General features: G+C 61.0%; 14 protein-coding genes, 1 tRNA gene, 2 rRNA genes and 1 pseudogene (1 of these 18 running past the window's edge). 4 read left to right on the top strand and 14 right to left on the bottom strand.

Annotated elements, in window-relative coordinates; genetic code table 11:
• Positions 1-12: 12 nt before the first annotated feature.
• The 3 genes from BLW25_RS02020 to BLW25_RS23835 all read left to right on the top strand — a co-directional run bounded on the left by BLW25_RS02020 (position 13) and on the right by BLW25_RS23835 (position 1,830).
• A complete protein-coding gene (locus tag BLW25_RS02020) occupies positions 13-306 on the top strand; it encodes a hypothetical protein (protein ID WP_092895869.1) in 294 nt (97 codons plus the stop codon).
• A gap of 223 nt (positions 307-529) precedes the next feature.
• Positions 530-709, top strand: coding sequence for a hypothetical protein (locus BLW25_RS23840; RefSeq protein ID WP_143040415.1), 180 nt, complete (start codon positions 530-532; stop codon positions 707-709).
• 887 nt (positions 710-1,596) lie between these two features.
• On the top strand, positions 1,597-1,830 hold the full coding sequence (locus BLW25_RS23835; protein WP_143040414.1) for a hypothetical protein: 234 nt from the start codon (positions 1,597-1,599) through the stop codon (positions 1,828-1,830).
• A 239-nt stretch (positions 1,831-2,069) separates the two neighbouring features.
• Here the strand turns inward: BLW25_RS23835 and BLW25_RS02010 are convergent, their stop codons facing one another.
• The 7 genes from BLW25_RS02010 to BLW25_RS24840 form a co-directional block, all read right to left on the bottom strand.
• Entirely contained in the window at positions 2,070-2,651 is a 582-nt protein-coding gene (locus tag BLW25_RS02010) for a PIN domain-containing protein (protein ID WP_092895865.1), read from the bottom strand.
• Complete coding sequence (locus BLW25_RS02005) at positions 2,648-3,112, bottom strand: helix-turn-helix domain-containing protein (RefSeq protein ID WP_092895863.1); 465 nt, start codon at positions 3,110-3,112, stop codon at positions 2,648-2,650. Before BLW25_RS02005 ends, BLW25_RS02010 begins: the two co-directional genes overlap by 4 nt.
• A 188-nt stretch (positions 3,113-3,300) precedes the next feature.
• Complete coding sequence (locus BLW25_RS02000; protein ID WP_092895861.1) at positions 3,301-3,942, bottom strand: IS3 family transposase; 642 nt, start codon at positions 3,940-3,942, stop codon at positions 3,301-3,303.
• An 8-nt stretch (positions 3,943-3,950) separates the two neighbouring features.
• On the bottom strand, positions 3,951-4,247 hold the full coding sequence (locus BLW25_RS01995) for a transposase (protein ID WP_092895859.1): 297 nt from the start codon (positions 4,245-4,247) through the stop codon (positions 3,951-3,953).
• Positions 4,248-4,658: 411 nt separating this feature from the next.
• Positions 4,659-4,880: a helix-turn-helix domain-containing protein gene (locus tag BLW25_RS25290; RefSeq protein WP_216279313.1), complete on the bottom strand. Its 222-nt coding sequence runs from the start codon at positions 4,878-4,880 to the stop codon at positions 4,659-4,661.
• A 40-nt stretch (positions 4,881-4,920) separates the two neighbouring features.
• On the bottom strand, positions 4,921-5,715 hold the full coding sequence (locus BLW25_RS01985; protein WP_253188519.1) for a trans-sulfuration enzyme family protein: 795 nt from the start codon (positions 5,713-5,715) through the stop codon (positions 4,921-4,923).
• Positions 5,661-6,401, bottom strand: coding sequence for an MFS transporter (locus tag BLW25_RS24840; protein ID WP_092901344.1), 741 nt, complete (start codon positions 6,399-6,401; stop codon positions 5,661-5,663). The genes BLW25_RS01985 and BLW25_RS24840 overlap by 55 nt, the downstream gene beginning before the upstream one ends.
• Positions 6,402-6,597: 196 nt before the next feature.
• On the opposite strand from BLW25_RS24840, the gene BLW25_RS01975 reads away from it, so the two are divergent.
• Positions 6,598-7,254: an ArsR/SmtB family transcription factor gene (locus BLW25_RS01975; protein WP_092895855.1), complete on the top strand. Its 657-nt coding sequence runs from the start codon at positions 6,598-6,600 to the stop codon at positions 7,252-7,254.
• On the opposite strand, the gene BLW25_RS01970 is transcribed toward BLW25_RS01975, so the two are convergent.
• The 7 genes and pseudogenes from BLW25_RS01970 to BLW25_RS01935 form a co-directional block, all read right to left on the bottom strand.
• Entirely contained in the window at positions 7,242-7,550 is a 309-nt protein-coding gene (locus BLW25_RS01970; protein WP_092895853.1) for a rhodanese-like domain-containing protein, read from the bottom strand. The two genes, BLW25_RS01975 and BLW25_RS01970, sit on opposite strands and share 13 nt — an antisense overlap.
• On the bottom strand, positions 7,550-7,903 hold the full coding sequence (locus BLW25_RS01965) for a DsrE/DsrF/TusD sulfur relay family protein (RefSeq protein WP_092895851.1): 354 nt from the start codon (positions 7,901-7,903) through the stop codon (positions 7,550-7,552). Before BLW25_RS01965 ends, BLW25_RS01970 begins: the two co-directional genes overlap by 1 nt.
• Positions 7,904-7,924: 21 nt before the next feature.
• A complete protein-coding gene (locus tag BLW25_RS01960) occupies positions 7,925-9,217 on the bottom strand; it encodes an MFS transporter (RefSeq protein WP_092895849.1) in 1,293 nt (430 codons plus the stop codon).
• A gap of 241 nt (positions 9,218-9,458) precedes the next feature.
• Positions 9,459-9,743: pseudogene (locus BLW25_RS01955) on the bottom strand (IS5/IS1182 family transposase); the annotation flags it as partial.
• Between the two features lie 351 nt (positions 9,744-10,094).
• Positions 10,095-10,171, bottom strand: a tRNA-Met gene (locus BLW25_RS01945).
• 81 nt (positions 10,172-10,252) lie between these two features.
• Positions 10,253-10,367 (bottom strand): 5S ribosomal RNA (rrf, locus tag BLW25_RS01940).
• 126 nt (positions 10,368-10,493) lie between these two features.
• A 23S ribosomal RNA gene (locus tag BLW25_RS01935) occupies positions 10,494-12,582 on the bottom strand; it runs 748 nt beyond the window's last position.

Here is a 12,582-nt window from a genome sequence, read left to right as displayed (position 1 = left end):
CGGAGTGCCAGAATGTACAAAATCGTGACAGTTGCGGCCGCGGTCGCCTGCCTTGCTGTTCCCGCAGTCGCACAAAATTCCCGGGTTTTCGATCAGCCCTGCAATCGCGGCCCGATGCCGCACTGGGCTATCATCAACGAGACCCATACAGCTTTTATTGATTTCATTCAGGAAGTTCGCCCGAAAATGCCGCGCGATCAGGCAAGCTATATCGCCTATCAGGTCTGCTCAGACATGAGCATCGTCGGTAATTCAGAAGAGCTGACCAAGCGTCTGAACCTCCTGATCCGTAAAAGCGGCTATTGACCTCCCTGTCTGAGAGCGCCTGAGACGTAACTACGAAGATGCTGCCCGGCTGTTGCTACGCCTTGCTCAGATAACACGGCGCATCCTGAGCATTCCGATCCCGGTCTCCAAAGATCCGCGGGTCGCTCCGGCGCAGGGTTTTCTCCTCATTCTCAAAGCCGGCCCGATGTCGGGCCGGCTTTTTGCACACCGCGCCCCGTTGTGCCTGTCTGGCGTCCGATCAGTGAAGCGCGCCCGACTGCGCGATTACAGCGATGCCGCATTGCCGCCCTCGCTCGCCCTGAAGGCTCCGTTTGGCATCACACCTGTCATCGCACTCGGCCACGCCACTACCCGCGTCGCACGCTTGCTGCGAGTGACCGGCCTTGGCGGGTTTAACCGCGCCGGGTTTGCCGAAGGCTGATTGCGGTTGGTGACGCGGCCATGGCTTCAGTTGCCGGACCTGCACAGTGGCTGGCCGCTGTAACGGTTCGTGGGATGCTCCTGATTGGCTCGCGAAGGTCGCGCAGGTGAACGCCACAGGTACGGGCGATCCTGTGAGGGGTTGCTGAGAGATACTGGCTCGCCAACCGACTATCCTGCGAGTACAGGCACTAATGCAGAAAGCAACCATCACCTGGACCGGCGATCGAGTTCTGCCATTGCAGAACATGCGCTCGCCTTACGCAGGATCCCGTTGGCCTGACGCAGTCAGATCTGCGCCCTGTTTCAGGATAGTGTCACTGCCGCAGACTGCGTGGTGGGTGATCTCTTCCATCCCGGGCGCCCCCTCCCCCTGGCATCGCGATCTGACCAGTAAGCGCCTGCATGATTCGGGACTTTGACGGAATTCGTCCCGGCACGCTGAGACACGGCCGGACCGAAAGTTAACGACTTCAGGACCAAAGGCGGCACCCCAGAGTTGCGTCAATACGCCTGGTGCAGTGGATGGCACTCTGCCCTTGCCGCGGGGAAAAGCTGTTCTTCACTTCAAAGCAATATACGCCGCCCACGGGGCCCATGGCCTCCGGTTCGCGCATAGTATCGGCCCCGGGCGCACGGTCCAGGAAAGAACGGTACCAGAGCAAGAAACGGAAAACACGAATGATAGGGGAACCTTGTGTCGGCGGCGATGCCGCACACACGCCAGATGGCTTTGAGAAATTCTGGAAGGCTCACCCGAGGCAGAGGGATCGGAAGAGGGCTGAGAAGCTGTTCACTCAGGCTGTAGCCGCTGGCATCCATCCTGACGTGATCGTGCAGGCAGCAGAGCGATATCGGGCAGAGAATGCCGGGAACAAGGCTCAGTATGTGGCCTATGCCGACAACTGGCTCGATCAGCGCCGCTGGGAGGACTACCAGGCAGATACCCCGGTGGCCGCGCGCTCGGATGCAGTGCGAGACGCAGCGGCTTTCTGGGCCAAGAAGGTGAAGTCTGGGGCCTATATCCCGCCGACCGGGATCAGCGCTGAGGTGGCGGCTTGCATGATCCAGGGCGGATTGGTGCAGGAACAGGACCTTTTGCGCGCCGGGCTGCGGATCTGATGGCGCGGGTCCTTCCAGAACGGGGTTCGCACGCGGGTAATTCGCACCCCGCAGGTGCCGCCCCCCTTAACCAAAATCAAAGCCTTAACTCGCTTAACGATCAGGCTGGGGTTGCGCGGGTCCTTCCCGGTGAAGATCCGCACACGGGTAATTCGCCCCCCAAACCGGGGGCGTTTTCACCAGATTTTCAGATCGGAAAAGTAGTGGTTGTTGTTGGGGTTTGCCCAAACGCCCGGCGATCAGAGAAGCGGGCGGTATTCCTGAAGCATGGTCGCCGTCTGGCTCAGCCCGCGTTCCTCGACGAGGCGCAGGAAGCCTTCCGCGTCCATCTCGGGCCGCTTGAACCGCTCGCGAAGGTTGCGCAAGACGGCAATCGCCTCCGGCCCTGCAAGGTCGATGCAATCCGCGATGAAGCTGTCTGCCGAGATAGGCTCGATCTGGTGCGCCCCGAGCGCCTCCTGCGGAAAGTCCTTGAGGTTGTTCGTCACGATCAGCGCGGCCTTGGTCTGAATCGCCGCCGCAAAGATGTGCCGGTCGTCAGGGTCCGGCAGGGACAGGCTCGCCACGAGAGCAGGATCTTCCGCGATCTCCGCTTCCGGGAATGCCACCTCGATCCGCTCTCGTTGCAGCGCCGCTTTCTCAGGGGCGAGATTCGCTGCTCGCATGATGGCCGGTTCCAACTCCCCGTGGATCGTGGTGCTCGACCATCGCGCGCGGAAAAGGCCCGCCTCGGCGAAGCTCAGGATGATATTGCGCACGAGCGCGCCGACCAGCACGTCCGTATCGAGGATAACGGTGAACCGGTCGGCGCGGTCGCTCAAAGCAAGCCTTCCTCAGCGTCAAAGGCTGCCATGTCGGACAGGGCTTGTGCCCGCCTGGCATCGCGTTCTGCCTTATAGGCCAGCAGAGCCTCTGCACTGACCCGGCGATGACGGTTGGCCTTTGTGAACGGAATCGCCCCCTCCTCAAGCAGCTTAATGAGGAACGGCCGGGATACGTTCAGCAGATCAGCCGCCTCTTGCGTGGTCAGCTGTGCATTCACCGGGATCACGCGGAAACCCTTGCCGCTGGCAATCAGACGCAGCACGTCCAGAAAGGTCTGGGCGATGGCGGGGGTCAGAGTGACCTGGGCAATCTCACCGGGTTCGGTGGCGAGGTTCAGGGTTGTGCGGCCTTCTTCGTCGAGGGTGCCGACGAGGATGCGGCGCAGTTGGTCGGCGTTTGCGATCTCCACCTTGCTGGGGAGTCGCTCAGAGAACGCCTCTGCGGGAAGTGCGTTCATGGGATCAGTCCTTCGGGTTTTGCCTCGTGTTTCGGACGCTTCAGGCGCCCTGTTCTTATATGGGTCAAAATGCCTGAAATCGAAATATTCGCAACGGGAATATTGATGCGAGCGGTCACTTAATGTGAAAAGGTCGAAACATCCGCGTATTTTGTGCGGCTCTGATCATGGATCGTAGGCGAGTTCGGTCACGTGTGACAGATCCGCCCCAGCGATCCTGGCAACCGTTCTTGAAGGGTTCCGACGCGTTTCAGCCGATCTGTCCAAGCGAAGGACGTGAACTGGCTGCCTTGGTCAGTGTTCATGATTGTGGGCGCGCCGAACCGGTGGATGGCCTCGTTCAACGCCTCGACGCAGAAGTCCGCTTCCAGGGTGTTCGATATGCGCCAGGCCAGAACTTTGCGCGTGAACCAGTCCATGATGGCGACCAGATACAGAAACCCCCGCCGCATCGGGAGATAGGTAATGTCGGCGCACCAGACCTGACCGGGGCGATCGACCCGCAGCCCGCCCAGCAGGTAGGGATAGGTCTTGTGGCCCTTTCTCGGCTTGCTGGTGTTGGGCTTCTGGTAAATCGGCATCAAACGCATGAGCCGCATCAGCCGCCGGATGCGCTTCTGGTTCACGCCGTGCCCCTCGTTTTGCAGATGCCAGGTCATCTGCCGGACGCCGTAGAAGGGCGTATCCATGAACTGCCGGTCGATCAGCTGCATCAGGCCGAGGTTCTGATCAGTCTCTCCAGCCGGCTCGTGGCAGAACGACGAGCGCGAGATCGACAGCAGGCGGCACTGCGCCCCGATCGACAGTGCAGGGTGGTCCCGTTCGATCATCCCACGCCTCACTTTCCGCTCCACGGCTTGAGCTTTCGTGACAAAAAATCGTTGGCGACAGCCAGCTCCCCGATCTTGGCGTGCAATGACCGGACCGTCTCTTCATCCACCTCCGTCGCGGGCTTCTTGCCGCCGCGCTCGAAGATGTCCGCAGCCCCGTCGAGCAGCGATTTCTTCCATTGATGGATCATCGTCGGATGCACGCCGTATTCGGCCGCCAACTCCGACACAGTGCGCTCGCCCTTGATGGCCTCAAGTGCCACGCGCGCCTTGAAGCCCGCGTCATGGTTCCTGCGTTTTCGCATGCCTGATCTCCTCGTCCGTGGAGACCAGCAAACGTCAGATCGTAGCTTCCGTCACTGTCCGATTTCCGGGGAGTAGCTCATACTTCAACAGCATCGAAACCGACCGGCAGGCACAGGCAGTAGCTTAAACATCCTCGAAAACTGTCCAAGCATCGGGGAGTAGCTCACTGCGCCAGTCGTGAGTTCCGGTGATGAAAGCGACGTCCAGTCGTATCTGTTGGATCGCTGAAACATGTTCGGACGGATTGCCGTCGATCATCTCAATTCTGACCCCGCTGTGGAACGGCCCATAGCTGCTGAGCAATTCTGCCAAGAACCCCGAGGCGATGGACGAATAGATGCCAATGCCAACGCAACCATCTTCTGACCGTCCAGCAGTCGCGACTTCGCGAGTGCCCTCACCGATCGTCCTCATGGCTTTACGGGTTCTGCGTAGGAAGCGTTGACCGGCATAGGTCTGTGACACGCCCCAAGTGTGCCAGTGAAAAGTGATGCGCCGATCTGATCTTCAAGGTCGGCGATACCCCGACTTATCGCCGACTGCGAGAGGTCGAGGGCGGTTCCCGCTTTTCGGAAGCTGCCATGCTCAGCTGCGGAAACGAAGAAACGAAGGTGGCGAAGCTCGATTGCCATAACCTGCTTCGCCTTCTCATTTGCCGTCCATCGAAACAGGTTAGTCCAGCGCCTGCCTCAGATCATCGATCAGGTCCTCTGCATCCTCCAGCCCGACCGAGAGGCGCACCATACTGTCTGCAATGCCGCGCCGGACGCGTTCCTCGGGGGTCACGCCATGATGGGTGGTGGTGATCGGCTGGGTGACCAGACTTTCGACCCCGCCTAGGCTGGCCGCGATGGTGAAGCATTTGAGCTTGTCCACCGCCGCCGCCGTGGCGGCCGCATCGCCATCATAGACGAAGCTGATCATGCCGCCGAAACCGCTCATCTGCGTGGCGGCGACGTTGTGACCGGGGAAGTCGGGCAGACCGGGATAATTGACGCGCTTCACTCTGGGGTGGGTTTGCAGGAACTTCGCCACCGCCAGCGCGGAGTCGTTCTGGTGCCGCACCCGCACGGCGAGGGTGCGCAGGCTACGCATCAGCAGGAAGGCCACCTCGGGTGCCATCATCTGGCCGAGGTTCTTGCGCCAGGTCCAGATCGGGGTCAGCAGCTCGCCCCGCCCGATCACCACGCCGCCGGTCAGGTCGCTGTGGCCGCCGAGGTATTTGGTGGTCGAATGGATCACCAGATCGACGCCAGCCTCCAGAGGCGACTGGTTGATCGGCGAAGCGAAGGTGTTGTCCACCACGACCAGAGCGCCAGCGGCCTTGGCCACCTTTACCGCCTCGGCGATGTTGATGATCTCCATCTGCGGGTTGGTCGGCGTCTCGAAGAACACGATCCGGGTGCGGTCGGTCAGCACCTCGGCCAGCCGGTTGATCTCCGAGCCGAGCAGGAAGGTTGTGGTGATCCCGACATTAGGCAGGTTGTCGCCCAGAAGCTCGAAGGTGCCACCAGATAGCCTGGCTGGGTGACGATTTCGCCCCACGGACGGCCCTGCTGGGGATCGACGTGATCGGCCTTGGCATCCGGCATCCTGAGAGCGGTCAGCACCCCCGCCGCGATCAGCGAGACCACGGCGAGGATCAGGAACGAACCGACATAGGCCGGCTCCATCAGCGGCCCGCCGATCCGCCCGAGCAGCGGCCCGAGCAGCGCCGCGACCACACCGCCCGCCATGACCAGCGAAATCGCCCGGGGCCGGAAGGCATCATCGGCCACCTCGCTGGCGGCGAAGCGGTAGAATTGCGCGAAGGCCTGATAAGCTCCGACCAGGAGAGTGCCGAGCGACAGAAGATAAAGGTGCGCCATCCAGATGCCCGTCGCCGCGATCACGCCGCCGGCGATGCCGAGGGCCGCGCCGAGCAGGAAACCCGCACGCCGGCCCGCCTTCGCCATGAAATGCGAGGCCGGAAAGGTCATCAGCGCGGTGCCGAGGAACATCGCTGCGATGGGCATCGTTGCCAGTTCCGGGCGCGGGGTGATCTGCGCCCCCGCGAGCCCGCCGATGGTCATCACCAGCACCGAAACAGTCTGGAAAAGGGCCTGCGCCGAGGCGAGGAGAAGCACCTGCCGGTGCATCGGGTTGCGGATCATCGACAGGGTCTCCGTGATCTCTTGGGCTGGGGTTCAGAATCATCATTCAATTCTTAAATTGAGTGATAGTTTTCTTGAGATCGATTTGTCAACGCCCCCGGCAGATCGCCACATTGCATCGACAGGACGACCAACGGCTTGCCGCCCGGCCATCATGCCCCTATGATTCAAGCGATCTCTTGAACAGCGAGCCCCGATGACCTCTCCACCCAAGGCCGCCCTGCTGGAAGAATTCGCCACGATCGCCCGCGCGATGTCGGCGCCGCATCGCCTTGCGATTCTCGAACAGCTTGCCCAGGTCGAGCGCGGGGTGGAGGCCCTGGCCGAGCGGATCGGGATTTCCGTGGCCAACTGCTCGCAGCACCTTCAGCAGTTGCGCCGCGCCGGGCTGGTCGCCTCGCGCCGCGACGGTAACCATGTGATCTATCGGTTGACCGACGACCGCATCCTCGTGCTGATGGACCAGATCCGACAGGTGGCCGAGCGGAACCTGGCCGAGGTGGAGGCGATTCTGAGGGGGCTTTCCGGGGGCGAGGAACCGCCCACGGCCATGGACCGCGACGATCTGGAACGGGCGTTGGCAGAGGATCGGGTCATCCTGCTCGACCTGCGCCCCGATGACGAGTTTAACGCAGGCCATATCCCCGGCGCACGCAATGCTCAGCTTGATGCGCTGGCCGGAGCGGTGCGTGACGCGGGCGGGCGCGCGATCGTCGCCTATTGCCGCGGTCCCTATTGCATTCTGTCCGATCAGGCGGTGGCACGGCTGCGTGCCATGGGCCTGACCGCCCGCCGGATGGCGGGCGGCCTGCCCGAGTGGAGGGCAGATGGGCGCGCGGTTCAGTCTGTCTGATCCTTCCGCGACGACCACCCGTTCGCGCCGCCTTCAAGCCAGCGCGCATCGGATCGGCCGGAATCCCGCAGGATCGCCGCCCCTTCTGCTGAGCGACCGCCGCCTTTGCCCCAGACGGTGACGACTGAGCGACTCGTCGGGATTTCGGCCAGCCGCGCGGTCAGATCGGCCAGCGGGATATGCAGGGCGCCATCCACATGGCCGGCGGCATACTCTTCCGCGCCGCGCACATCGATCAGCACATAACGGTCGGGATCGGTGGCTAGGGCCTCGGGGGTGAGCCTGTCTTCTGCCATCAGAACACCATCACCTTGTCGGCGGCCAGCGTCACTGCGGCCAGTTCATCCAAGGTCGAGCGGGAGGTATTCGGCATCAGCTCCGCCTCGGTCAGCCCACGTGCATCCATGCAGGTGCCGCAGAGCAACACGCGCCCCCCGGCGCTACCGAAACGCCGCAACATCATTTCGATATTGTAGAACCCGTCGGGGGTTTTCTGGCCGGCCTTCGCGCAGGCGACCGCATCGGCCATCAGGAACACCGTGACCTCGCCCCCGGCATCCTGCTTGGCCAGCGCATTCACCAGCCGCAGGCCGTTGTAGCTGCGTTCGCTGCCGTAGGGCGCGTCGTTCAGGATCAGCAGATGCTTCATGACAAGCCTCGGTTCAGGGGATCAAAGCGCCGGTTCGGGCGCGGGATTGATGCGGGGATGGGTTTCTTCCATGCCCAGGACCAGCCACAGACCGGAGACGGCCATGGCGATCCCGGTGAACCAGAACCCGGCCTCCGGCATCCCCGAGGCATCGGCGATCAGCCCCATCGCCAGGGCGCCGATGGCATAGCCGAGGTCTCGCCAGAAGCGGTAGACGCCAAGGGCCGAGCCGCGCCAGGCCGGAGATGCAATATCGCCCATCGCTGCGATCAGCGTCGGGTAGAGCAGCGCCATGCCGACCCCGATCACTGCGGCCGCGATGCCCCAGGCTGCCACGCCGGTCAGGAATGGGAAGGCCAGCACACCCGCCGCGCAGATGAAAAAGCCCAGGACGATCGGCACCTTGCGCCCGATCCGATCGGAGAGCGGCCCGGTCCAGAGCTGGCTGCCGCCCCAGACGAAGCCGTAGATGCCGGTGATCCAGCCGATCTCGATCAGGCTTGCGCCCTTGCCGATCAGGAACACCGGCACCAGCGCCCAGACCAGCGCATCCACGAACTTTTCCACGCTGCCGGCCTGCGATAGCGCCATGAAGCTGCGGTTCTGCCATGTGACCAGCGCGAAGATCTGGCCCGAGGTCGGGTGTTCCGGTCCCTCGACATAGCGGGCGCGCGGTCCCGTGACCGTGCCGGCCTTATGCCGCGCGGCCTCGGCCCGGGCGAAGGGTAGGGTCTCTGTGAAGGCCAGCACGGCGGCGACCAGCGCGAGAAGTGTGACGACCAGGCCGAAGAAGAACAGGCTCAGGCGCGGATCGAAGCTGCTGGCGAGATAGCCGGTGAGAAGCCCGGCCAGAGCCACCGCACCATAGCCGGCGAACTCGTTGACCCCGGTGGCGATGCCGCGCTGGTCGGCGCGCACGATGTCCATCTTGCCGGTCACGGTCATCGACCAGCAAAAGCCCTGGTTGACGCCCAGCAACACGTTCGCGGCCACGATCCAGCCCCAACTCGGCGCCCAGAGGATGATGAACGGGATCGGCAGCGCGATCAGCCAGCCCCAGATCAGTACCCGCTTGCGCCCGACCCGCTCGGATATGCGGCCCGAGACAAAGTTCATCGCGCCCTTCACGATCCCGAAGGAGACGATGAAGCCGAAAAGCGCCAGCATCGAGCCTCTGGCCACCCCGAACTCAGTTTCGGCCAGCGCCGGGATCACCGTGCGCTGCAAGCCGATGGTCAGGCCGACGAAGAACACCTGCAGAAGCTGTTCCAGGAAGGGCCGCAGGTTCTCGCGGATACCGAGGGCGTGGGTCATGGATCGGGGGTCTTTGCTCCTGACGGTCGGGCGGCCGACAGCCCGGCGGGCCACCAGCGGCGGGGTGGATTCCCCGCCAACATTATTCAATTTATTACTTGAGCAGATATCAAGAGCAACCATGAAAATCACTTTCGCGCTCTAACAATGTCAGCTTGTTGCTTTCATCATTCCGTCCCTGCCACATGGCTGTGTTGCCCAAATCAGCTGAAGGTCGAGCCTCGCCTATCCCGAGACGGACTTATCCCACGGCCTTTGTGACGGGTATGCCGAGAGCGGTGTAGCCGTTCAGGACGGCGATAGGGACCAGTAGCTCAGCGACTTGGCGATCCAAGTCCCGCGCCATGAGGCGCTGCCCCAAGAGCTTCAGACAGTGCATTTTCGTTTCGGCGCGGCTCCGGCGGTGACAACCGCTCCATTTTCGCCACAAAGCGCGTCCGAGGTATTTGGATGCCCGCAGCGCTTCGTTGCGGGCAATTGCGCCGGCGGTGACGGTCTTCCACGGCTTCGCGTTCCTGCGCGGCGGGTGCGCCCACGCGGATGATGAAGCAGATGAAGGACCTGGAGGTCCGGCAAAAGCAGCTGCAAGCACAAGTCACCGAAGCGGACCAGCCCCCTCCCCTGCTGCACCCGAACATGGCGCATCACTACCGCGCTCAGGTCGAAGAACTCTATGCGGCCCTGCAGGAGGATTGCGAGGCACGGCGCATGAGTGCCGCCGATGTTCTGCGCTCACTGGTGAAGGAGATCGTGCTGACGCCAGACCCCGTGAGCGGCGAGCTGCAGATCGAAGTACGGGGCGATCTGGCGGGCATTCTGACGATTGCGCTGGAACGCAAAAAGCCCGCCGATGGGGCGGGCGGTGTGCAATTTGAGATGGTTGCGGGGACAGGATTTGAACCTGTGACCTTCAGGTTATGAGCCTGACGAGCTACCTGGCTGCTCCACCCCGCGTCTGTTGCCTTTTTGGCGCCCCATCCGGGTTATTTGGAGGGGTTTATTTTCATCGTATTGGAGAGAGAAGTCTCTGATCAGGTTTGGCGGTTACCTACTCTCCCACGTCTTGAGACGCAGTACCATTGGCGTAGAGGCCCTTAACGGCCGAGTTCGGGATGGGATCGGGTGTTTAGCCACCACTATGACCACCAAACCGGAACAGAGACTTGCCAGTATTGACTGGCGAACATCGATGTATTGTTCAGGTCTGTGCGACTTTTGGTGCTTGTATATGGCTGTCTGTCGGTGAGCTAAGGTTTTTGCCTTGCTTTTACCGGATCAAATCAAGCCAATCGGGCAATTAGTACCAGTCAGCTGAATGCGTTACCGCACTTACACCTCTGGCCTATCGACGTGGTGGTCTACCACGGCCCTCAAGGGAGGCCTAGTTTTGAAGGGGGCTTCACGCTTAGATGCCTTCAGCGTTTATCCTGTCCGAACATAGCTACCCTGCACTACCGTTGGCACGATAACAGGTCCACCAGTGGTTCGTTCAACCCGGTCCTCTCGTACTAGGGTCAACTCTTCTCAAGCCTCCTGCACCCACGGCAGATAGGGACCGAACTGTCTCACGACGTTCTAAACCCAGCTCACGTACCTCTTTAAACGGCGAACAGCCGTACCCTTGGGACCTGCTCCGGCCCCAGGATGAGATGAGCCGACATCGAGGTGCCAAACGATGCCGTCGATATGGACTCTTGGGCATCATCAGCCTGTTATCCCCAGAGTACCTTTTATCCGTTGAGCGATGGCCCTCCCACTTGGGACCACCGGATCACTATGGCCGACTTTCGTCTCTGCTCGACTTGTCAGTCTCGCAGTCAGGCTGGCTTCTGCCATTGCACTCAACGACCGATTTCCGACCGGTCTGAGCCAACCTTCGCGCGCCTCCGTTACGATTTGGGAGGCGACCGCCCCAGTCAAACTCCCCACCATGCAGGGTCCCGGACCCGGATAACGGGCCGCGGTTAGACATCAAGAAGGCGAAGGGTGGTATCTCAAGGATGGCTCCACTCAGACTGGCGTCCAAGTTTCAATGCCTACCACCTATCCTGCACATCACATTCCTGATGCCAATGCAAAGCTAGAGTAAAGGTTCATGGGGTCTTTCCGTCTAACCGCGGGTAGTGTGCATCTTGACACACAGTTCAATTTCGCTGAGTCCACGTTTGAGACAGCGGGGAGATCGTTACGCCATTCGTGCAGGTCGGAACTTACCCGACAAGGAATTTCGCTACCTTAGGACCGTTATAGTTACGGCCGCCGTTTACCGGGGCTTCAATTCAGAGCTTGCACCCCTCCTTTTAACCTTCCGGCACCGGGCAGGCGTCAGACCCTATACGTCGTCTTACGACTTCGCAGAGCCCTGTGTTTTAAGTAAACAGTCGCCACCCCCTGGATTGTGCCCCCCGCCCATACTTGCGTACAGACGGGGCTCCCTTCTCGCGAACTTACGGGAGCATTTTGCCGAGTTCCTTAAACGTGGTTCTCTCAAGCGCCTTGGTATACTCTACCTGTCCACCTGTGTCGGTTTAGGGTACGGTCTGATGGAGGGCTATTTCCAGGAACCTCTGAACGGCCTTCCCAATCCGATAAGGGAAGACAATCTTCGAGATCCGTCACATCCTCCTGGCCACGGAATATTAACCGTGTTCCCATCGACTACGCCTTTCGGCCTCGCCTTAGGGGCCGGCTTACCCTGCTCAGATTAGCTTTAAGCAGGAACCCTTGGACTTTCGGCGAGAGGGTCTCTCACCCTCTTTGTCGCTACTCATGTCAACATTCTCACTTCTGATCTCTCCACCGGATGCCTTACAGCCCGGCTTCACAGAAAGAACAGTGTCTCTGCGTTGGTCCCATAAGGATCAACAAGAGACAGCGTTCTATATCACAGAACGCTCCGCTACCACGCACATCGCTGTGCATCCCGAGCTTCGGCTCATGGCTTGAGCCCCGATACATCTTCGCCGCAAGACAGCTTATCTAGACCAGTGAGCTGTTACGCTATCTTTAAAGGATGGCTGCTTCTAAGCCAACCTCCTGGTTGTTTTGGCCGTCTCACATGCTTTCCCACTTAGCCATGAATTAGGGGCCTTAGCTGCAGGTCAGGGTTGTTTCCCTCTTCACGACGGACGTTAGCACCCGCCGTGTGTCTCCCGGATATTACTCATCGGTATTCGGAGTTTGGTTAGGCTCAGTAAGTCTGTGGGACCCCATTGCCCATCCAGTGCTCTACCCCCGATGGTATTCGTCCGAGGCGCTACCTAAATAGCTTTCGCGGAGAACCAGCTATCTCCAGGTTTGATTAGCCTTTCACCCCTAGCCACAAGTCATCCAGACCCTTTTCAACGGGTGTTGGTTCGGACCTC

This window comes from Rhodobacter sp. 24-YEA-8, assembly GCF_900105075.1.
Lineage (GTDB): Bacteria > Pseudomonadota > Alphaproteobacteria > Rhodobacterales > Rhodobacteraceae > Pseudogemmobacter.
Note: the sequence above shows the minus strand (reverse complement) of the source record. Positions and strands in the feature narration are given on the sequence as shown.